The sequence below is a fragment of the Pseudomonas sp. URMO17WK12:I12 genome, assembly GCF_000514395.1.
In the GTDB taxonomy this organism is placed as follows: Bacteria; Pseudomonadota; Gammaproteobacteria; order Pseudomonadales; family Pseudomonadaceae; genus Aquipseudomonas; species Aquipseudomonas mucoides.
This window is the reverse complement of sequence record NZ_AZVV01000011.1, coordinates 242,470-261,806: the sequence shown is the minus strand read 5'-3', so window position 1 is coordinate 261,806 and position 19,337 is coordinate 242,470. Positions and strand designations below refer to the sequence as shown.

Sequence of the window (19,337 nt, the reverse complement as noted above, 5' to 3'; positions counted from 1 at the left end):
ACACCATCAATGCCGGATCAGTTTGTTGTGTAACTCAGCACTCGATACCTGATCCAGCTCCAGCCAATAATGCTGCGTGCCGGCAATCTCCGCCGCCGCCGGCAACCCATCGCGGTACACCAACCGATTACTCGCCAACGCCGGCACCTTCGCTCCCGGTAACAGCGTCCCGGCCAGGTTCAGCGGATCAACCCCGCACACTGCAATCAAGCTTCCGTCATGCGGCCGACGACGTACTTCGCGCAATAGGGGAATAGCTTCGGGCAACGCAAATTGTTCGCCGGCCAAACCACTGACAAACCGCCCGCCGCGTATCTCGCCCCGTGCCTCCAGCCGATGAAAGGTACGCAGCAATTCGCGCCAGCTCGGCAGCCAATCCGCCTCTCGTTCCAGCAAACGCCAGAACACCACGCCATAGCGTCGCAGCAAGGTCATGGCGATGTGTTCCAGTGTCTCGACAGGCGTGGGCGCTGGGCGCTGGTTCTCCACAACCGGCGTGGCAGGCCCGCGGCGTAACAGCGCCCAGCGCCCGGCATCGTCCATGCCGCCGACAAATGCCCCGCGCCCGCGTCGGCTGCTGCGATTCTGGCGTTTGCTGGCCGGGGTGATCAGCGCCCGCAAGCCAGCGAAGCTGTCGGCATTCACCAGTCCGGCGCCGACCAGTTCCTGCAAGGCGATTTCCAGTTCCGAGCGCAGCAGATGGGCTTCGTGAATCAGCTCATCGAAAAACAGCGCGCCGTGCTGGCTGAGCGCTTCGTGAACCTTTTGTGTTTTGGGCGACAGTTCGCTGACCGCTGTCTGCTCGGTCAAGCTACTCCACAAGCCGACCTGGCTGCGCGGCAGCAACAGAATCGGCGTGCTGCGCAGCGCCGTGCTGGCGCTTTTGTTGGGAGCGGTCAGGCGTGTCCAGACCAGTTTTCCGCTGCGGCAAAGATCGTCCAGCCAGCCTGGTGAATAATCTTTGATCCGCGCCGGCAGGATGTCGCTGTCCCAGGCCGATGCAGCGGCGGGGTAGCCTTCGAACTGACTGATAATCGCCGGCAAAACCGCGCTGCCTTGGCCCTGAGTCGAGACCGACAGGTGCTGCCAGTCGAACAGAAAACGCATGAAGTCCTGTAACGCCACCGGCTCGATTTCCCGGCGCAAACGCTTGACGGTGTAGCGGTGAATGCGCGCCAGTAGATGCCGCTCGCACCATTCCTCATGACCCGTGCCGGGCGTGAACCGGCCGCGCAACACATAGCCTTCGCGTTCCAGTTGCGCCAAGGCCTGAGTGACATGATTGGCCGCCACTCCAAGCGGTTCGGCAATCGCGCCCAGTGGTAACGGCCCGAATGCGCTGAGCCGAGCGCGGATCACTTCAACGATGGCTTCTTCTGGCGCCCAAACCTCATCGAAACCGGGCAACGCTTGCAGTTCAGGCAACAAAATCGCCTGTGGATAAATCGCCTGCCAGCAAGTCAACCGCTCCAGGGCCAGCCACAACGATTGCCTGGCGTTGATCTGCAAGCGGCTGGCGCGCCCGCTGTCGGCCAGGGCGTTCAGCCAATCGAGCCAGTGCGCATTGGCCTGCGCTTCTGTGTCGGTGATGCACGCAAGGCTCATCAACGCCTCGTGCATTTCATCGACGCCGGTGGGTGTCGGCCAGGCCTCATCGCGTACCGCTTGAATCGCTTCGGTATCCAGCGCGCCGAGGTCATCGGTTGACTGTGGGTCGGTCCAGCGCCGGTTGAGCACGGCTTGCGTGCGGCGCTCTTCCAATGGCGCATCGTCGAGAAAGGTGTAGGGCCGTGCGCTGAGGATTTCCGCTGCCAGTGGGGAGGGCGCCGGCAAGTCGCGACTGATCAGCCGCACGTCACCCCGTTCCATGCGCCGCAACAGAGTCAGCCAGCCTTCGCTGTCCATCGCCTCGTGCAGGCAATCGTCGAGGGTCTGTTCCACCAACGGATGGTCGGGAATTTCGCGCTCGCCGGCGAGGTTTTCCACACAGGCAATCTGATCGGGGAAGACGCTGGCGATCAGGTTTTCGCTTTTTATTCGCTGGATCTGCGGCGGCACTTTGCGTCCGCCGCTGTAGCGCGGCAGGGCCAGGGCGACACCGGTATTCCAGCGCCAGCGCACGCCGAACAACGGCGCGTCGAGGACCGCTTGAATCAGGATGTGCTCGGCGCTGTTGCTGTGCAGGTAACGCCAGACGTCGTCGAGTTCAAAACTGTGGCTGGTGGACAGCGACAGCACGATCGCGTCTTCGCTGGCGGCAGCCTGCAATTCGAAGTTGAACGTGCGGCAGAAACGCTTGCGCAGGGCCAGGCCCCAGGCACGGTTGATGCGGCTGCCGAACGGGGTGTGGATGATCAGTTGCGTGCCGCCGGACTCGTCGAAAAACCGCTCCATCAGCAGTGTGTCTTGTGACGGCAGGGCGCCGAGCGTCAGGCGTGCGCGGGCGAGGTAATCCACCAGTTGCTCGGCGCTGGCGAGATTCAGGCCGAGGGTGTCGGTCAGCCAGTCGAGGGCCGGTTGCAGGTTGCCCGGTGTGGCGCCGAGCAGGTCGTCGAGGTGCGCTTGCAAGCGCGCAACGGCAAATGACAGTTCCGCGCTGCGCCCCGGCGCTTCGCCGAGCCAGAAAGGAATGGTCGGCGGCTGGCCCTGAGCGTCTTCGACCCGGACCTTGCCGGTTTCGACCCGCAGGATCCGGTAGGAGGTATTGCCCAGCTGGAACACATCCCCGGCGATGCTTTCCACCGCAAAGTCTTCGTTGACGCTGCCGATGTTCAGTCCTTGGGGTTCCAGCAACACGCTGTAGTCGGCGTTGTCCGGAATGGTGCCTCCGCTGGTCACGGCCGTCAGTTTGGCGCCCCGGCGGCCGCGCAGGGTGCGGGTGACTGCATCACGGTGCAGGTAAGCGCTGCGGATGCCCTGACGCCCGTTGTAACCCTCGGCGAGCATGTGCAGCAGCGCCTGATAATGTTTTTCGTCGAGTCCGGCATACGGCGAGGCGTTGCGGAATGTCTCCAGCAATGCCTGTTCCGACCATTCCTGGCAACTGACTTCGGCGATGATTTGCTGCGCGAGTACGTCCAGCGGCGCGGTAGGAATCTGCAGCGTGTCGAGTTCGCCGCGCCGCACGCAATCGAGCAGCGCGGCGCATTCGATCAGGTCGTCGCGGGTGGTGGCGAACAAGCGGCCCTTGGGCGTACCGCCGACCTGGTGTCCGGAGCGACCCACTCTTTGCAGGAACCCGGAAATCGAGCGCGGCGAGGCAATTTGGCACACCAGATCGACGTCGCCGATGTCGATGCCCAACTCCAGCGAAGCGGTGGCGATCAGCACTTGCAGGTCGCCGCGCTTGAGCCGTTGTTCGGCGTCCAGGCGAAACTCTTTGGCCAGACTGCCGTGGTGCGCGGCCACCGCGTCTTTGCCGAGGCGTTCGCTCAGGTGCCGGCTCAGACGCTCGGCGAGGCGCCGGGTATTGACGAAAATCAGCGTGGTCCGGTGTTCGCGGGCGAGGGCGGCGAGGCGGTCGTAGACCTGTTCCCAGACGTCATTGGCCATGACCGCCGATAACGGCACGGGCGGTACTTCGATGTCCAGGTCCCGTGGGCGGGCGTGGCCGATGTCGACGATGGCGCAGGGACGGTCGCGGCCCACCAGAAAACGCGACACTGCTTCGATGGGTTTTTGCGTGGCGGACAGGCCGATGCGCATCAGCGGTTCTGCACACAGCGCCTGTAACCGTTCAAGGCTCAGGGCCAAATGGCTGCCACGTTTGCTCGCGGCGATGGCGTGAATTTCATCGACGATCACGGTGCGCGTGGTGCCGAGCATCTGCCGGCCAGAATCGGAGCCGAGCAGCACGTAAAGGGATTCCGAGGTGGTCACCAGAATGTGCGGCGCGGTCTTGCGCATGGCCGAGCGGTCTTTTTGCGGGGTGTCGCCGGTGCGCACAGCGGTGTTGATCTGCAGTTCGGGCAAGCCCATCGCCCGTAATTGCGTGGTGATTCCAGCCAACGGGTTTTGCAGGTTGATCTGGATGTCGTTGGACAAGGCCTTGAGCGGCGAGACATAGACCACCAGGGTTTCGTCTGGCAGCCCGTCGTCGGTTTCCAGGCCGCGGTGAACCAGGTCGTCGATGACGGCGAGGAAGGCGGTAAGGGTTTTACCGGAGCCGGTGGGCGCAGCGATCAGGGTCGAGCGGCGCTGACGAATCAACGGCCACGCCCGGGCCTGGGCGGCGGTGACCGTCGGGAAGGTGCTGCTGAACCAGGCGCTGACGGCAGGGTGGAAGCCTGCCAGGGCGCTGTCCATGGGGATTGGCAGATTCATGAAGTCAGTTATGCGGGTGGGGAAATGAAGTTGCAAGTACCGCTCGGGATCTGCGCTGTACTTCAGGGCCCTATCGCGGGCAAGCCCGCTCCCACAAGGTTATGTGTTGAGCCAATATTCTGTGACCATCCGATAAACCTGTGGGAGCGGGCTTGCCCGCGATAGGGCCAGTAGCCGCACCACAAATCCGGAGGATCTACACTTTACGGATGACGGTTGCGCACTAAACCCGCAAAATGCAACGATTCCGGCAACTATCAACGGCATTGCCCGCGGGCCGTGTCGATAAAGCCATCGTTCCAATCAGACTGGGCCTGCTGACTCTATGCGAATGCGCCTTATGTTACTGGGCGGCGGAAATGCCCTTGGGCAGGCGCTGATTCGCCTCGGTGCGGAGGAAGACATCGGTTTCCTCGCCCCCCGCCCCCCGCAAGACGGCTGGGATGCCGCGAGCCTGACGCAACTGCTCGACGACACCCGCCCGGACGCGCTGATCAACCTCGCCTACTACTTCGACTGGTTTCAGGCGGAGACGGTCAGCGAAGGGCGTCTGGCCGGGCAGGAGCGCGCGGTCGAGCGTCTGGCCGAACTGTGCCAGCATCACAACATCGTGCTGCTGCAACCTTCGAGCTATCGAGTGTTCGATGGCTCCCGCGCCACCGCCTACAGCGAAAAAGACGAACCGGTGCCGCTGGGGCTACGCGGTCAGGCGCTGTGGCGCATCGAACAAAGCGTTCGCGCGACCTGCCCGCAGCACGTCTTGCTGCGTTTCGGCTGGCTGCTCGATGACAGCCCTGAAGGCACGCTCGGGCGTTTCCTTGCGCGGGCCGAAACCCCCGACGAACTGCTGCTGGCCGATGACCGCCGGGGCAACCCGACCCCGGTCGACGACGCGGCCCGGGTCATCATCTCGGTGCTCAAGCAACTCGATTGTGCAGCGCCGCTGTGGGGCACCTATCATTACGCCGGGCATGAGGCGACCACGCCGCTGGCACTGGGGCAGGCCATCCTGACCGAAGCACGCAGTCTGCATCCGCTGGCCATCGAAGCACCGACCGCCCAGGCTCACGCCGCGCGTCCGGATGCCGCCGAAGAGCCGCAGCACGCAGTGCTGGCCTGCAAGAAAATTTTGCACACGTTCGGGATCAAGCCTCGCGCCTGGCGCGCCGCGCTCCCGGGCTTACTGGACAGGTTTTATCGCCATGGCTGACGGACCCGTTTTAATCACCGGCGGCGCCGGTTTCATCGGCTCGCACCTGACCGACGCCTTGCTCGCCAAGGGCCATTCGGTGCGCATTCTCGATGACCTGTCCACTGGCAAACGCAGCAACCTGCCACTGGATAACCCCCACCTTGAATTGATCGTCGGCGACGTCGCCGATGCTGCGCTGGTGGCTCAGGCGATGCTCGGTTGCAGCGCGGTGGCGCACCTGGCCGCGGTGGCGTCGGTACAGGCCTCGGTGGATGATCCGGTGAAGACGCACCAGAGCAACTTCATCAGTTCGCTGAATGTCTGCGAAGCCATGCGCCAGGCTGGCGTCAAGCGCGTGCTGTTCGCCTCCAGTGCGGCGGTTTATGGCAACAATGGCGAAGGTGAGTCGATCGATGAAGACACCGCCAAAGCGCCGTTGACGCCGTACGCGTCGGACAAACTGGCGAGCGAGTACTACTTCGATTTCTACCGGCGCCAGCATGCACTGGAACCGGTGATCTTCCGCTTCTTCAACATCTTCGGCCCCCGACAGGACCCGTCCTCGCCGTATTCCGGGGTGATCAGCATTTTCAGCGAGCGGGCACAGAAAGGCCTGCCGATCACCGTGTTCGGCGATGGCGAACAAACGCGCGACTTCGTCTACGTCGAGGATCTGGTGGACCTGCTGGTGCAAGCCATCGAAAAACCACAGGTTGAAGTCGGCGCGGTGAATGTCGGCTGGAACCAGGCGACCAGCCTCAAGCAAATGCTCCAGGCGCTGGAAGCGGTGGTGGGCGAGTTGCCGCCGATCAGCTACGGCCCGGCGCGTTCTGGCGACATCCGCCATTCCCGGGCGAACAACCAGCGTTTGCTGCAGCGCTTCAGCTTTTGCGGGCAGACACCGATGAGTGTTGGTTTGGCACGACTGCTGGGACGCTGAGTTTTTTATAGCCACAAAAAAGGCGCCGGTTGAGGCGCCTTTTTTTATGGGGGCTTAGAACTTGTAACCCAGGCCAACCATGTAAACGAATGGGTCTACGTCAACATTGACCTTGGCACGTGTGCCAGGCGCCAGCGAGTCGTTTTCGACGGTCGCGCGGGTGTCGATGTCGATGTAGCGCATTTGGGCGTTGAGCAGGATGTTGTCGGTGATCATGTAGTCAGCACCAACCTGAAACGCCAGGCCCCATGAGTTTTCAGCCTCGAAATTGCTGAAGCCCTTGGCCTGGGCTTCGCTGCCGACGTGTTCGTCATAGATCACGGTGTAGTTGATACCGGCGCCGAGGTACGGCTGGAAATCCGACTTCGAGTCGAGCGGGTAGTACACGACGCTCAAGGTTGGCGGCAGGTGTTTCAGGGTGCCGAGTTTACCGTTGGCCGCGGAACCCAAAGAAGTGCCTTTGAGTTTCACCTCATGCTCGAACGGGGTAGCCGCCAGCAGCTCGATACCCCAGTGGGCGTCAATCATGTACGCGAAGTTCAGGCCCAGCTGCGTGTCGCTGTCCATGGTGGCTTTGCCACCCAGGTTGGTACCGGCCAGCGGGCCTTGGTCGACCTTGACGCTGGAGCTGTCGGCTTTCGGGTTGACGGTGATGGCACCGGCACGAATGAGGATGTCGCCAGCCTCGAAGGCATGGGCGAGCGGGGCTGTGAGCGCTAAGGCAAACAGCGAAGCGCTGAGCAAGGACTTGTGCATGGAGGGCTCCAAAGGACGTTAAAAATTTTCGATGTCCAATGGTACAAAGCGCTCTAATACGGTCTTTTGATTCAGCTCAATGAAACGGTGATGGGGTTGGTTTTTGTGTTGGCTCTGAGGGCCCCCTCGCGAGCAGGCTCACTCTTACAGGATTTAGGTGATCCCTGTAGGAGTGAGCCTGCTCGCGATAGCGATCTGTCAGATCACACATGACCACCGGATTCACTCCGGCAGTTCATACACATAAATCTTGTCCGCCTCCATCTGATACCCGGCATCCGCCAGCTCGCTGGTGGACGCCTTGACCTGCATCGCCCCCTCGATCCAGTACGGCTGATACAGCTCATCCAGCTTCACGCCGACTTCGCTTTTCACATGCACGATCTGGTTCGACGGCGGTGGCGGCACGTGGATGCAGGCGCCGAAATACGGCACTAACAGAAAGTCCGTGGTCCGCCCGTCTTCACTGACTTCCAGCGGCACGATGTAGCCCGGCAGGCGAATGTTCTGGCCATCCAGGCTCTTCACCACCGGCGCATTCGGCATGTCCTGCTTGGCGGCGGGTGCCGACTCGGCCGCCAGGGTGCTGCTCATCTGCGACAAGTCGTGCAGCGGCGTCATATTCGGCACTTCCGGCGCGGCGTCCGGCGGGATCATTTCTGACCAGGTCAGGTCTTTCGGCTCAGCCGCCCACAGGGGCAAGGCGACCAGCATTAGCAGCGCTAGTACGGCGCGGGGCATGTTCAACGTCCTCATAGTCGGATCGACAGGCCATCGGCCAACGATTGGCGATACGCGCGCCAGGCCGGCACGCTGCCCATCAGCAAAGCGGCGATCAGGATGCCACCGAGCAGCGTCCATTCATACTCGCTCGGCCACGCCAGCGGCAGGTACAAGCCGTAATTGGCTTGCACGTAGCCCTGGGCGGCGGCGATACACACATACAGCAACGCCACGCCGGCAATCACGCCGGCCAACGCCAACGCAAATGCCTCCAGCACCAGCAACGTTGCGATGTGCCACGGTCGGGCCCCCACCGAACGCAGAATCGCCATCTCCCGCCGACGTTCATTCAGGCTGGTGAGAATCGCCGTGAGCATGCCGATCAACCCGGTCAGCACCACGAACAGCGAGACCACGAACAAGGCTTTTTCCGCCGTGCTCATCAGGCTCCACAACTCTTGCAGTGCCACGCCGGGGAGGATCGCCAGCATCGGTTCACCGCGGAATTCGTTGATCTCGCGTTGCACCGCGAACGTCGAAATCTTGCTGTTGAGGCCGAGCATGAATGCGGTGATCGCTTGCGGCGTGAGGTCCATGTTGCGCGCCTGATCGGCACTGATCCGGCCTTCGCCTCGGGCCGGCACGCCGTTGTGCCAGTCGATGTGAATCGCCTCCATGCCGCCGAGGCTGATGTGCAACGTGCGGTCCACCGGGGTGCCGGTGCGCTTGAGGATGCCGACCACGGTGAACGGTTTGTCGTCGTGCTTGACCAGGCTGATCACCGCCACGCCGTGGGACAGCACCAGTTTGTCGCCGAGTTTGTAGTGCAGCGCGTCGGCGACTTCGGCACCGAGTACCACTTCGAAAGGATCGGTGGCGAAGGCGCGGCCGTCGGCCAGTTCCAGGTGTTGCTGATGGCCGTACTGGTAATGCTCGAAGTAGGCCTCGGTGGTGCCCATCACCCGATAGCCGCGATGGGAATCGCCGAGGGACATCGGAATCGCCCACTTCACTTTCGGGTTGTTGGCGAAGTGTTCGAAGCTGTCCCAGCGGATGTTATTGGTGGCGTTGCCAATCCGGAACACCGAGTACAGCAACAGGTTCACCGACCCCGAACGCGCGCCGACGATCAGGTCGGTGCCGCTGATGGTGCTGGCGAAACTGGCTTTGGCTTCGGTGCGCACGCGCTCCACCGCCAACAGCAGGCACACCGACAGGGCGATGGCGAACGCGGTGAGAATCGCGGTGAAGCGCCGGTTAGCCAGACTGGCCATGGCTAGACGAAACAAATACATCTCAGACCTCGGACGGGGTGGCGGCGCGATTGAGTTCGGCCAGCGACAGGTTGCGATCGAACAGCGGCGCCAGGCTCTGGTCATGGCTGACAAACAACAGGCTCGACCCGGCTTCACGGCATTCGGCGAACAACAGGCGAATGAAGTTTTCCCGAGCGTCGTAGTCCAGCGCCGACGTTGGTTCATCGGCGATGACCAGTTCTGGCTGACCAATCAGCGCTCGTGCAGCGGCCACGCGTTGTTGTTGACCGATGGACAGCGAGTCGGCGCGGCGGCTGAGGATGCTTTCATCCTTCAGGCCCAAATGGGCGAGGAGGGTGGCCGCGGCCTGATCGACACTGCCGTGGCGCTGTTTCGCCCGTTCGGCGCGTAATTTGGAGAAGTGGCAGGGCAGTTCAACGTTCTCGCGCACCGACAGGAACGGCAGCAAATTGAATTGCTGGAAGATGTAGCCGGTGTGGTCGACGCGGAAGCGGTCGCGGGCACCGGCACCGAGTTCGGTCAATTCCTGGCCAAGCAGGCGAATGCTGCCGCGATCAGGTTTCTGCACGCCACCGAGCAGGCCGAGCAGGGTGGTTTTGCCACTGCCGCTGGGGCCTTTGAGGAACAGGGTTTCGCCAGGCTCCAGGCGAAACGCCGGGATATCCAGCAACGGCGGGTGACCGGGCCAGCTGAAGCCCAGGTCGGACAGTTCGATGAGTGCTTGGGTCATAGCGCCGATTTCATGGGTGTTGATTTACCTGTGTGAGCGAGCTTGCTCGCGAGGGCGGTGTAACAGTTAATGCAGATGTTGAATGTTATGGCCTCATCGCGAGCAAGCTCGCTCCCACAGGGATCTTCGGTGGATTTAGAATTTCAGGGCGGGCGCCTTGGCGGTCACTTCAACACCTTGCTGCCCGCTCGGGCCGATCAGTTGTACCTGAATTTTCTGGGTGGCCGGGAACGTGTTGAAAATAGTCGCCAGGTCCAGGGTTTTCAGGGCGCCGGGCGCTGCACAGGTGAATTGATAGTGTGCGTGGATTTCGCTGTGATCGTGGTGATGTTCGTCCTTGGCATCTTCATCGTGATCATCGTCGGCGTCCGGCTTGTCACCGAACAGCGGGCTCTCCAGTTCCTGCATGGCGACCACACAGCCAGCGGCTTTCGGCAGATTAAACAACGCCAGCGGTTTTTCCAGCTGGGCGCGGACGGCGGCGACCTTGGCTTTGTCGGCATCCGTGGTGGCTGCGTGTTCGAAGCCCACCAGGTTCATCGCCGGGCTTTCCAGTTCCAGCTCCAGGGTCTGGCCGTCCAGCGCTGCGTTCAAGCGACCGACGCCATGTTCATGGGCGCCAAGGCTGCCGTGCTCATGATCATGTTCATCGGCGGCGTGGGCGACGGCCAACGGCAACAAGGCAAACGGCAAAGCGAGCAGCAGACGGCGCATGGCGGGTCTCCGAAAAGTAAAATGAATAATTTGTTATGTAATCTTATAACGTAAGTGCGAAGAGTTTGACCGCCTGCTTGGCGTTGCACAAGTCCCATGGGAGCATGCCGGTCAGAAATGTGCAGGAGCAGACCTATGTTGCGAATTCGCGGGAGCATCGGCGACTGGCCGGTGGATTTGACGCTGGAGATGGATGACGGTGACTGGGCGAAGCTCGGCGCGCAGTTGCAGGTGAGCAAGCCCGAGGCCAGTGTCGCCCCGGCCAAACCGGTGACTCAGGATGAGGCGTTGTGGCAGATCGCCAAGGACCTGCTGCGCAAGGCCGGGCAATTGAGCGGGCCGGATTTGCTCGATCAGCTGGAAGGGCTGACGGGTAGCGCGGTGTCGGGCAAGCGCCTGTTGGTGCGCTTGCGCCATAGCGCCGATGTGAAGGTGTCGAGCGGCGGGGATACGCCGCTCTATCGCTGGATCGAACCGGCTTAGTACAGCGCAGCAAACAGCTTGCGGCGGTACGTGGTCACCAGCGGATGGTCATTGCCCAGCAGTTCGAACACCTGCAGCAAGGTCTTGTGTGGCAGACCTTCGCTGTAGCTGCGATTGCGGATGAACAGCTTGAGCAATGCATCCAGCGCCGCGTCGTATTGCTGGCGAGCCAGTTGCTGAATCGCCAGTTGATACACCGCTTCATCGTCCTGCGGGTCTTTCGCCAGGCGCGCTTTCAGGTCTGCCGCATCCGGCAAATCCTTGGCCTGACCGAGAAACTGGATCTGCGCCTTGGCACCGGCCAGCGCCGCTTTGTGTTCATCGCTCTTGACCGCGTCGAGCACGGTTTGCGCTTCAGCCAATTCACCGCGCTCGGTGAGACAGCGGGCGTAGAGGATCAGTGCCTTGGCGTTGGTGTTGTCTTCGCCCAACAGCACTTTGAGCACGGCTTCGGCGTCGGCGAAACGGCTTCCGTCAAACAACGCCTGGGCCTGTTCGAACGGGTCGGCCGCTGCCGGTGGCGGCATCTGAACGTGGGGCTCAAGCATCGCCCGCACGGCGGATTCCGGTTGCGCACCGGCAAAGCCGTCGACCGGTTGACCGTCCTTGAACAGCACCACGGTGGGCAGGCTGCGAATGCCGAAACGGGCGACGATGTCTTGTTCCAGGTCGCAGTTGACCTTGGCCAGCAGCAATTCGCCCTGATAGCTTTCGGCAATGGTCTGCAGCAATGGCATCAGCACTTTGCAGGGCGCACACCATTCGGCCCAGAAATCCACCAGCACCGGCTTGTGGAAAGAGTTCTCGATCACCGACTGGTCGAAATCAGCAGTCGTGGCGTCGAAGATGTACGGCGTTTCCTGACTCATGGGGGATCTCTTGGAAGCGTGAATGGGGCAACTATACGGCTTGGCGGGGGGTGGCCGGAAGTCGGAGCACTGATCGTTCCCAGGCAGAGCGTGGGAGCGATCATGTCCGGGTGGCGTGGTACAGGCTCACATGCCGAAACTCTTCAGGTTCAGCCAGATCCGGCAGGGTCATCGCTTCCAGCATTTCAATGCGCTGATACAACGGGTGACGAAAATCCCGGACCCGCGAATCCGCCACCAGTGCCTCCTTGCCACGGGTCAAAAACTCATCGAGCAATGGCAGGTTCGCCCGGTCGTAGAGCACGTCGGCGACCAGAATCAGATCAAACCGGTCGGCCTCGGCGAAAAAGTCGGTCGAGTAGGTGAGCGGTACGTCATTGAGTTCGGCATTCGCCCGGCACGCGGCAATCGCCAGCGGGTCGAGGTCACAGGCCACCACTTCCAGCGCGCCGGCCTTCACGGCGGCAATCCCCGCCACCCCCGAACCGGCACCGAAATCCAGGACTCTCTTGCCTTTGACCCACTGCGGGAATTCGGCCAGATAACGCGCCACCGCCAGACCACTGGCCCAGCAGAAACTCCAGTAGGGCGGTTCATGCAGGATCCGTCGGGTTTCTTCGGGGCTGAACGCGCGGTCCATGTTGTCGCCGTCGATCAGCCAGAGTTTCAGGTCGGTCTCGGGCAATGCCACAGGCACAAGCTGCGCATCACCGAGCAGTTCACCCAAGGCCTGTTGCAGGTCGAGCGGTGCAATCATGGCGCTTTGACGAATTGCAGCTGACCCAGGGCCTGGGTGGTGGGCTGGGAAATGAACTGCGACGGCAGATGCAGAATCAGCTGACCGGACTGGCTGGCGCGGCCGCGCAGTTCAACGCGGGCACCGACCGGGAATGAATCCGGGTTGAAGCGCAGGTGAAACGGCAGCGCTTGATTGGTGCCGATCAAGGTGGAACTGGCAAGCAATTGCTGTGGGCGATCCTTTTCATCGATCACCAGCAGCGCCAGTTCGACTTCGGCGCCGGCCGGCACGCCTTGCAAGGTGCCGCTCAATTCACGCTGGTACGCGGGCAGCGGCCCAAGATTGGCCGACTCCTGGGCTTTTTTCTGCGCTGCCTGCGGGGCGGGCCCTGGCGTCGGTGGCTGGGGCTTGGGCGCATCGCTGCTGCAGGCCACCAGCAGGCTGAAAAGACTGAGCAAAACGAGCGGTCTTAAGGACATTTACGGCTCCAGCAAGGTGAAATCCATGGATCAAGCTCTATAGGCGTCTGTATACCGTAAACCCTATGGCTTGTCTTGCCACCGGGATGCGCTACCATGGCCCTCCCTTTTTTTGTTGCCTGCCACCATGCACTGTCCCTTCTGCGGTGCCAACGACACCAAGGTCATCGACTCGCGTCTGGTCGCCGAGGGCGAACAGGTGCGCCGCCGGCGTGAATGCCTGGCCTGCGGCGAGCGTTTCACGACGTTCGAGACCGCCGAACTGGTGTTGCCGCGCCTGATCAAAACCGACGGCAGCCGTCAGCCCTTCGACGAAGAAAAACTGCGTGCCGGCATGCAGCGAGCGCTGGAGAAGCGCCCGGTGAGTGTCGAGCGCCTCGAATCGTCGCTGGTACACATCAAACACAAACTGCGCGCCACCGGCGAGCGCGAGGTCAAATCCCTCGTGGTCGGTGAACTGGTGATGGCCGAGCTGCAGAAGCTCGACGAAGTCGCCTATATCCGCTTCGCTTCGGTGTATCGCCGCTTCCAGGACCTCAACGAGTTCCGCGAAGAGATCGATCGCCTGGCCCGTGAGCCGGTGAAAGAATGAATACGCCCGCCGAACACGCCATCCTCGACGCTCATTACATGGCCCGCGCGCTGGAACTGGCGCGCAAGGGTCATTACACGACGCACCCCAACCCTCGGGTGGGCTGCGTGATTGTGCGGGACGGGCAGATTGTCGGCGAAGGCTGGCACGTGCGCGCCGGCGAGCCGCATGCCGAAGTCCATGCCCTGCGCGCCGCGGGCGACAAGGCCCGTGGCGCTACGGCCTACGTAACCCTTGAGCCCTGCAGCCACCACGGCCGCACGCCGCCCTGCGCCGATGCGCTGGTGAATGCCGGGGTCGCCCGGGTGGTCGCGGCGATGCAGGACCCGAACCCGGAAGTCGCGGGTCGCGGTCTGCAACGCCTGGCCCAGGCCGGAATTGCCACCGAAAGCGGCGTGCTGGAAGGCGAGGCGCGCAAGCTCAATCAGGGCTTCCTCAAACGCATGGAACACGGCTTGCCGTTCGTGCGCGTCAAGTTGGCCATGAGCCTGGACGGCCGCACCGCGATGGAAAGTGGCGAAAGCCAATGGATCACCGGTCCGGCCGCGCGTTCGGCGGTGCAACGCCTGCGCGCCCAGGCCAGCGTCGTGCTGACCGGCGCCGACACGGTGCTGGCGGACAACGCCCGGTTGACCGTGCGCGCTGACGAATTAGGCCTGGATGCGGAGCAAACCGCTTTGGCCATGAGCCGTCCGCCGCTGCGCGTGTTGGTCGACGGTCGCCTGCGGGTGCCGCTGAATGCGCCGTTTTTCAAGGCTGGCCCGGCGTTGGTCGCCACTTGCGTTGCGGTAGAGGAGCAGTACGCCAATGGCCCTGAATGCCTGATCGTGCCTGGCGTTGACGGTCAGGTTGATCTGCGCCAACTGCTGGTCGTGCTCGCCGCCCGTGACGTCAACGAGGTGCTGGTCGAAGCCGGGCCGCGTCTGGCCGGTGCTTTCGCGCAGCAAGGCCTGGTGGATGAATTCCAGATTTTCATCGCCGGCAAGTTCCTCGGTTCTTCGGCGCGGCCGCTGCTCGACTGGCCGCTCGCGCAAATGAAGGATGCTCCCGAACTTAAAATCACCGAAATTCGCGCGGTTGGCGATGACTGGCGGGTCACTGCCATTCCTTCGCCAGTAGCGAGCGTATAATTCCCGGCCATCGCTACAGCGCTGGCTTTGTTCTCGAGGAGAACCTCATGTTTACCGGCATCATCGAATCCATCGGCAGTATTCGTGCATTGACCCCAAAGGGCGGTGATGTGCGGGTCCACGTAGAAACCGGCAAGCTCGACCTGAGCGACGTCAAACTGGGCGACAGCATCGCGGTCAACGGCGTGTGCCTGACCGCGGTAGAACTGCCGGGCAACGGCTTTGCCGCCGACGTCAGCCGCGAAACCCTCGACTGCACCGCCATGAACGACCTCAAGAGCGGCAGTCCGGTGAACCTGGAAAAAGCCCTGACCCCGACCACTCGCCTCGGCGGGCATCTGGTCAGCGGTCATGTCGATGGCGTGGGCGAAGTGGTTGCCCGTACCGAAAACGCGCGTGCCGTGGAATTCCGCATCCGCGCGCCGAAAGAACTGGCCAAGTACATCGCCCATAAAGGCTCGATTACTGTCGACGGCACCAGCCTGACCGTGAACGCGGTCGATGGCGCCGAGTTCATGCTGACGATCATTCCGCACACCCTGAGCGAAACCATCATGGCGTCGTACCAGCCAGGTCGCCGGGTAAACCTGGAAGTCGACTTGCTGGCGCGTTATCTGGAGCGTCTGTTGCTGGGTGACAAGGCCGCAGAGTCGACTGCCGGCAGCACCATTACCGAAAGCTTTCTGGCCGCCAACGGCTACCTCAAATCCTGACTCAAGGGGGTGCCTTGTGGCGCTCAATAGCATCGAAGAACTGGTTGAAGACATCCGCCAAGGCAAGATGGTCATCCTCATGGATGACGAAGACCGCGAGAACGAAGGCGACCTGATCATGGCCGCCGAGTGCTGCAAGCCCGAGCACATCAACTTCATGGCCAAGCACGCCCGTGGCCTGATCTGCATGCCGATGAGCCGCGAGCGCTGCGAACTGCTGAAGCTGCCATTGATGGCGCCACGCAACGGTTCCGGCTTCGGCACCAAGTTCACCGTGTCGATCGAAGCGGCTGAAGGCGTGACCACCGGCATCTCCGCCGCCGACCGCGCACGCACCGTGCAAGCGGCCGCAGCCAAAGACGCCAAGGCTGAAGACATCGTCAGCCCCGGCCACATCTTCCCGCTGATGGCCCAGGCCGGCGGCACCCTGGCTCGCGCAGGCCATACTGAAGCCGCTTGCGACCTGGCACGCATGGCCGGTTTCGAGCCGAGCGGTGTGATCTGCGAAGTGATGAACGACGACGGCACCATGTCCCGTCGCGCTGAACTGGAAGCTTTCGCCGCTGAACACGGCATCAAGATCGGCACCATCGCCGACCTGATTCACTACCGGATGATCCACGAACGTACCGTTCAGCGGATTGCCGAGCAGCCACTGGACAGCGAACTGGGCCAATTCAACCTGGTGACCTATCGTGATTCCGTGGAAGGCGACGTGCACATGGCCCTGACGCTGGGCAATGTGTGTGCCGAAGAACCGACCCTGGTTCGCGTGCACAACATGGACCCGCTGCGCGACCTGCTGATGGTCAAGCAACCCGGCCGCTGGAGCCTGCGCGCCGCCATGGCTGCGGTTGCCGAGGCTGGCAGCGGTGTGGTGCTGTTGCTCGGTCACCCGCTCGATGGCGACGTGTTGCTGGCGCACATTCGCGAAACCGCCGACCAGGCGGCCGTGAAAAAACCGACCACCTACAGCATCGTCGGTGCCGGTTCGCAGATCCTTCGGGACCTGGGCGTACGCAAAATGCGCCTGATGAGTGCGCCAATGAAATTTAATGCGATATCCGGTTTCGATCTGGAAGTTGTAGAATACGTGCCCTCCGAATAATGACCGGTTGTTTCCAGTCTTTGATTCGCGGCTAACAAATCACTGAGGGACGCGTAGAAAGCGCGTCCCGGCTCTTTAAGAGATCTAACGAATGACCCTGAAGACCATCGAAGGTACCTTCATCGCCCCTAAAGGCCGCTACGCTTTGGTAGTGGGCCGTTTCAACAGCTTCGTCGTTGAAAGTCTGGTCAGCGGTGCAGTGGATGCCCTGGTTCGCCACGGCGTAAGCGAAAGCGACATCACCATCATCCGCGCACCTGGCGCCTTCGAAATTCCGCTGGTTGCGCAGAAAGTCGCTCAAAAAGGCGAGTACGCGGCAATCATCGCCCTGGGCGCGGTCATTCGTGGCGGCACTCCGCACTTCGAATACGTGGCAGGCGAATGCACCAAGGGCCTGGCCCAGGTGTCCATGGAGTTCGGCGTTCCGGTCGCTTTCGGCGTGCTGACCGTTGACTCCATCGAGCAAGCCATCGAACGTTCCGGCACCAAGGCCGGTAACAAAGGTGCCGAAGCAGCCCTGTCCGCTCTGGAAATGGTCAGCCTGCTGGCGCAGTTGGAGGCCAAGTGATTAGCGACGATAGCGATCGTTTCAACCCGCGCGATCCAAAGCCTGCGGATGCCGGCAAGCCATCGAAAAGCGTCAAGCGTCGCGAAGCCCGTCAGCTCGCGACCCAGGCGCTGTACCAATGGCACATGGCCAAGCAGTCTTTGAGCGAGATCGAAGCGCAGTTCCGGGTCGATAACGATTTCAGTGATGTCGACGGTGCCTACTTCCGCGAAATCCTTCACGGGGTTCCGGCGAAGAAGGACAAGATCGATGCAGCCCTGACGCCTTGCCTGGACATCACCATCGAAGAGCTGGATCCGGTTGAACTGGCCGTTCTGCGCCTGTCCACCTGGGAACTGCTGGAGCGTGTCGACGTTCCTTACCGCGTTGTGATCAACGAAGGTATCGAGCTGGCGAAAGTCTTCGGTTCCACCGACGGCCACAAGTTCGTCAACGGTGTACTCGACAAGCTGGCCCCACGTCTGCGTGAAGCTGAAGTGAAGGCGTTCAAGCGCTGATTTGCGCTTGATATCGCGATGGGCGAGTTTGAGCTGATCCGCAATTTTTTCGCCGCCGCGCCCTGTGCGCAAGGCGGCGAAGGCGTTGCCCTCGGGATCGGCGATGACTGCGCCTTGCTGGCTGTTCCCCCCGGGGAGCAGTTGGCCATTTCCACCGACACCCTGGTGGCCGGTGTGCATTTCGCAGACCCCTGCGACCCGTTTTTGCTCGGTCAGCGCTCGCTGGCTGTGGCCGTCAGTGACCTGGCTGCCATGGGCGCCACCCCCATTGCCTTTACCCTTGCCCTGACCTTGCCGACGGTGACCGCCGATTGGCTGGAGGCGTACTCCCGTGGTTTGAACCTGATGGCGCGACGCTGCGGCGTGGCGCTGGTGGGCGGCGATACCACCCGAGGGCCGCTGAGCCTGACCATGACCGTGTTCGGTCGTGTGCCGGCCGCTCAGGCGCTGACCCGTAGCGGCGCGCAGCCCGGCGATTTGTTGTGCGTGGGTGGCGAGTTGGGCAATGCGGCCGGGGCTTTGCCACTGGTGTTGGGGCAGCGAATGGCTGACGCCGCCGTTGCCGAGCCGCTGCTGGCGCATTACTGGTCACCGCAGCCGCAACTGGCGCTGGGTCAGGCTCTGCGTGGTAAGGCCACCTCGGCGCTGGACATCTCCGACGGCCTGCTCGCCGACTGCGGTCACATCGCGCTGGCGTCGAAGGTCGGCATTCAGCTTGAGCGGAGTAAGCTGCCCGTGTCGGCTGCGTTAGTGGCCTTTCTCGGACAATCCGCTGCCGAAACCGCAGCCCTCAGCGGCGGCGATGATTATGTGCTCGCCTTCACCCTACCGTCCGTCGAGTTGCCGGCATTGCTGGCAGAAGGCTGGCCAATCCATGTGGTCGGGTGTGTCGTGACGGGGCAGGGCGTGGCGCTGCTGGATGCCGATGGACAAGACATCACCCCGCAAACCCGGGGCTATCAACATTTTCGGGAGACACCGTGACAGATCATCCCAAACAGGTCCCGGCGGAGTTCGTACCGCCTTCGGTCTGGCGCAATCCCTGGCATTTCCTGGCGTTCGGCTTCGGCTCGGGAACCCTTCCGAAGGCACCGGGCACCTGGGGTTCGTTAGTTGCGCTACCCTTTATCCCGTTGTGGCAAATGATGCCCGATTGGGCCTACTGGCTGATGCTGGGCATCACCATGCTGTTCGGCTTCTGGCTGTGCGGCAAGGTGGCCGACGATTTGCGCGTGCATGACCACGAGGGCATCGTCTGGGATGAAATGGTCGGGATGTGGATCACCCTGTGGCTGGTGCCGGAAGGTTGGTACTGGTTGCTGGCGGGTTTCCTGATGTTCCGCTTCTTTGACATTCTCAAGCCGTGGCCGATTCGCTGGATCGACCGGCATGTCCATGGCGGCGTCGGGATCATGCTCGACGACGTGCTGGCCGGTGTATTTGCGTGGTTGGCGATGCAAGGGTTGGTAAGGATTCTCGCCTGACGGGCGAAGCAGGGGACTTG

The 19,337-nt window shown here is 62.2% G+C and carries 20 protein-coding genes; 11 read left to right on the top strand and 9 right to left on the bottom strand.

Annotated elements, in window-relative coordinates; all coding sequences use genetic code 11:
* Positions 1–6 precede the first annotated feature (6 nt).
* Positions 7–4,323, bottom strand: a complete 4,317-nt coding sequence (locus D882_RS0116985) for a DEAD/DEAH box helicase (protein WP_027924354.1) — start codon at positions 4,321–4,323, stop codon at positions 7–9.
* Between the two features lie 325 nt (positions 4,324–4,648).
* Between D882_RS0116985 and D882_RS0116980 the strand changes: the two genes are divergently transcribed.
* A complete protein-coding gene (locus D882_RS0116980; protein WP_027924353.1) occupies positions 4,649–5,533 on the top strand; it encodes a sugar nucleotide-binding protein in 885 nt (294 codons plus the stop codon).
* Complete coding sequence (locus D882_RS0116975) at positions 5,526–6,455, top strand: NAD-dependent epimerase/dehydratase family protein (RefSeq protein ID WP_027924352.1); 930 nt, start codon at positions 5,526–5,528, stop codon at positions 6,453–6,455. Before D882_RS0116980 ends, D882_RS0116975 begins: the two co-directional genes overlap by 8 nt.
* Before the next feature lie 54 nt (positions 6,456–6,509).
* Here D882_RS0116975 and D882_RS0116970 read toward each other — a convergent pair whose 3' ends face one another.
* The 5 genes from D882_RS0116970 to D882_RS0116950 form a co-directional block, all read right to left on the bottom strand.
* A complete protein-coding gene (locus tag D882_RS0116970; RefSeq protein WP_027924351.1) occupies positions 6,510–7,211 on the bottom strand; it encodes an OmpW family protein in 702 nt (233 codons plus the stop codon).
* A 222-nt stretch (positions 7,212–7,433) separates the two neighbouring features.
* On the bottom strand, positions 7,434–7,952 hold the full coding sequence (locus tag D882_RS0116965; protein WP_027924350.1) for a DUF3299 domain-containing protein: 519 nt from the start codon (positions 7,950–7,952) through the stop codon (positions 7,434–7,436).
* An 11-nt stretch (positions 7,953–7,963) separates the two neighbouring features.
* Positions 7,964–9,229 (bottom strand): ABC transporter permease, encoded by a 1,266-nt coding sequence (locus D882_RS0116960; protein WP_027924349.1) that lies wholly within the window; start codon positions 9,227–9,229, stop codon positions 7,964–7,966.
* 1 nt (position 9,230) lies between these two features.
* Complete coding sequence (locus D882_RS0116955) at positions 9,231–9,941, bottom strand: ABC transporter ATP-binding protein (RefSeq protein ID WP_027924348.1); 711 nt, start codon at positions 9,939–9,941, stop codon at positions 9,231–9,233.
* A 135-nt stretch (positions 9,942–10,076) separates the two neighbouring features.
* Entirely contained in the window at positions 10,077–10,655 is a 579-nt protein-coding gene (locus D882_RS0116950) for a DUF2796 domain-containing protein (protein ID WP_027924347.1), read from the bottom strand.
* Positions 10,656–10,790: 135 nt separating this feature from the next.
* On the opposite strand from D882_RS0116950, the gene D882_RS0116945 reads away from it, so the two are divergent.
* Positions 10,791–11,138, top strand: a complete 348-nt coding sequence (locus tag D882_RS0116945) for a hypothetical protein (RefSeq protein WP_027924346.1) — start codon at positions 10,791–10,793, stop codon at positions 11,136–11,138.
* Here the strand turns inward: D882_RS0116945 and trxA are convergent.
* The 3 genes from trxA to D882_RS0116930 all read right to left on the bottom strand — a co-directional run bounded on the left by trxA (position 11,135) and on the right by D882_RS0116930 (position 13,225).
* On the bottom strand, positions 11,135–12,007 hold the full coding sequence (gene trxA, locus D882_RS0116940) for a thioredoxin (RefSeq protein WP_027924345.1): 873 nt from the start codon (positions 12,005–12,007) through the stop codon (positions 11,135–11,137). The genes D882_RS0116945 and trxA overlap by 4 nt on opposite strands.
* Positions 12,008–12,107: 100 nt before the next feature.
* Positions 12,108–12,764, bottom strand: coding sequence for a methyltransferase (locus tag D882_RS0116935; RefSeq protein ID WP_027924344.1), 657 nt, complete (start codon positions 12,762–12,764; stop codon positions 12,108–12,110).
* Positions 12,761–13,225: a YbaY family lipoprotein gene (locus D882_RS0116930; protein ID WP_027924343.1), complete on the bottom strand. Its 465-nt coding sequence runs from the start codon at positions 13,223–13,225 to the stop codon at positions 12,761–12,763. Before D882_RS0116930 ends, D882_RS0116935 begins: the two co-directional genes overlap by 4 nt.
* A gap of 127 nt (positions 13,226–13,352) precedes the next feature.
* Here D882_RS0116930 and nrdR point away from each other — a divergent pair, with 127 nt between their 5' ends.
* From nrdR to D882_RS0116890, 8 genes are all read left to right on the top strand, one after another.
* Positions 13,353–13,817, top strand: a complete 465-nt coding sequence (gene nrdR / locus D882_RS0116925) for a transcriptional regulator NrdR (protein ID WP_003228656.1) — start codon at positions 13,353–13,355, stop codon at positions 13,815–13,817.
* Positions 13,814–14,947: a bifunctional diaminohydroxyphosphoribosylaminopyrimidine deaminase/5-amino-6-(5-phosphoribosylamino)uracil reductase RibD gene (ribD, locus tag D882_RS0116920; protein ID WP_027924342.1), complete on the top strand. Its 1,134-nt coding sequence runs from the start codon at positions 13,814–13,816 to the stop codon at positions 14,945–14,947. The genes nrdR and ribD overlap by 4 nt, the downstream gene beginning before the upstream one ends.
* Before the next feature lie 47 nt (positions 14,948–14,994).
* Positions 14,995–15,660, top strand: a complete 666-nt coding sequence (locus D882_RS0116915; protein ID WP_027924341.1) for a riboflavin synthase — start codon at positions 14,995–14,997, stop codon at positions 15,658–15,660.
* A 16-nt stretch (positions 15,661–15,676) separates the two neighbouring features.
* Positions 15,677–16,768: a bifunctional 3,4-dihydroxy-2-butanone-4-phosphate synthase/GTP cyclohydrolase II gene (gene ribBA, locus D882_RS0116910; protein ID WP_027924340.1), complete on the top strand. Its 1,092-nt coding sequence runs from the start codon at positions 15,677–15,679 to the stop codon at positions 16,766–16,768.
* Between the two features lie 91 nt (positions 16,769–16,859).
* Positions 16,860–17,336 (top strand): 6,7-dimethyl-8-ribityllumazine synthase, encoded by a 477-nt coding sequence (ribE, locus tag D882_RS0116905; protein WP_003185938.1) that lies wholly within the window; start codon positions 16,860–16,862, stop codon positions 17,334–17,336.
* A complete protein-coding gene (gene nusB, locus D882_RS0116900; protein WP_027924339.1) occupies positions 17,333–17,833 on the top strand; it encodes a transcription antitermination factor NusB in 501 nt (166 codons plus the stop codon). The genes ribE and nusB overlap by 4 nt, the downstream gene beginning before the upstream one ends.
* An 18-nt stretch (positions 17,834–17,851) precedes the next feature.
* Complete coding sequence (thiL, locus tag D882_RS0116895) at positions 17,852–18,817, top strand: thiamine-phosphate kinase (RefSeq protein ID WP_027924338.1); 966 nt, start codon at positions 17,852–17,854, stop codon at positions 18,815–18,817.
* The gene (locus D882_RS0116890; RefSeq protein WP_027924337.1) at positions 18,814–19,317 is read left to right on the top strand and encodes a phosphatidylglycerophosphatase A; all 504 of its coding nucleotides are present in this window, start codon (positions 18,814–18,816) and stop codon (positions 19,315–19,317) included. The genes thiL and D882_RS0116890 overlap by 4 nt, the downstream gene beginning before the upstream one ends.
* The last annotated feature ends 20 nt before the right edge of the window (positions 19,318–19,337 follow it).

Coding starts and splice junctions, on each gene's coding strand:
- D882_RS0116985 (WP_027924354.1), bottom strand. CDS start 4,323: ATGAATCTGCCAATCCCCATGGACAGCGCCCTGGCAGGCTTCCACCCT.
- D882_RS0116980 (WP_027924353.1), top strand. CDS start 4,649: ATGCGAATGCGCCTTATGTTACTGGGCGGCGGAAATGCCCTTGGGCAG.
- D882_RS0116975 (WP_027924352.1), top strand. CDS start 5,526: ATGGCTGACGGACCCGTTTTAATCACCGGCGGCGCCGGTTTCATCGGC.
- D882_RS0116970 (WP_027924351.1), bottom strand. CDS start 7,211: ATGCACAAGTCCTTGCTCAGCGCTTCGCTGTTTGCCTTAGCGCTCACA.
- D882_RS0116965 (WP_027924350.1), bottom strand. CDS start 7,952: ATGCCCCGCGCCGTACTAGCGCTGCTAATGCTGGTCGCCTTGCCCCTG.
- D882_RS0116960 (WP_027924349.1), bottom strand. CDS start 9,229: ATGTATTTGTTTCGTCTAGCCATGGCCAGTCTGGCTAACCGGCGCTTC.
- D882_RS0116955 (WP_027924348.1), bottom strand. CDS start 9,941: ATGACCCAAGCACTCATCGAACTGTCCGACCTGGGCTTCAGCTGGCCC.
- D882_RS0116950 (WP_027924347.1), bottom strand. CDS start 10,655: ATGCGCCGTCTGCTGCTCGCTTTGCCGTTTGCCTTGTTGCCGTTGGCC.
- D882_RS0116945 (WP_027924346.1), top strand. CDS start 10,791: ATGTTGCGAATTCGCGGGAGCATCGGCGACTGGCCGGTGGATTTGACG.
- trxA (WP_027924345.1), bottom strand. CDS start 12,007: ATGAGTCAGGAAACGCCGTACATCTTCGACGCCACGACTGCTGATTTC.
- D882_RS0116935 (WP_027924344.1), bottom strand. CDS start 12,764: ATGATTGCACCGCTCGACCTGCAACAGGCCTTGGGTGAACTGCTCGGT.
- D882_RS0116930 (WP_027924343.1), bottom strand. CDS start 13,225: ATGTCCTTAAGACCGCTCGTTTTGCTCAGTCTTTTCAGCCTGCTGGTG.
- nrdR (WP_003228656.1), top strand. CDS start 13,353: ATGCACTGTCCCTTCTGCGGTGCCAACGACACCAAGGTCATCGACTCG.
- ribD (WP_027924342.1), top strand. CDS start 13,814: ATGAATACGCCCGCCGAACACGCCATCCTCGACGCTCATTACATGGCC.
- D882_RS0116915 (WP_027924341.1), top strand. CDS start 14,995: ATGTTTACCGGCATCATCGAATCCATCGGCAGTATTCGTGCATTGACC.
- ribE (WP_003185938.1), top strand. CDS start 16,860: ATGACCCTGAAGACCATCGAAGGTACCTTCATCGCCCCTAAAGGCCGC.
- thiL (WP_027924338.1), top strand. CDS start 17,852: ATGGGCGAGTTTGAGCTGATCCGCAATTTTTTCGCCGCCGCGCCCTGT.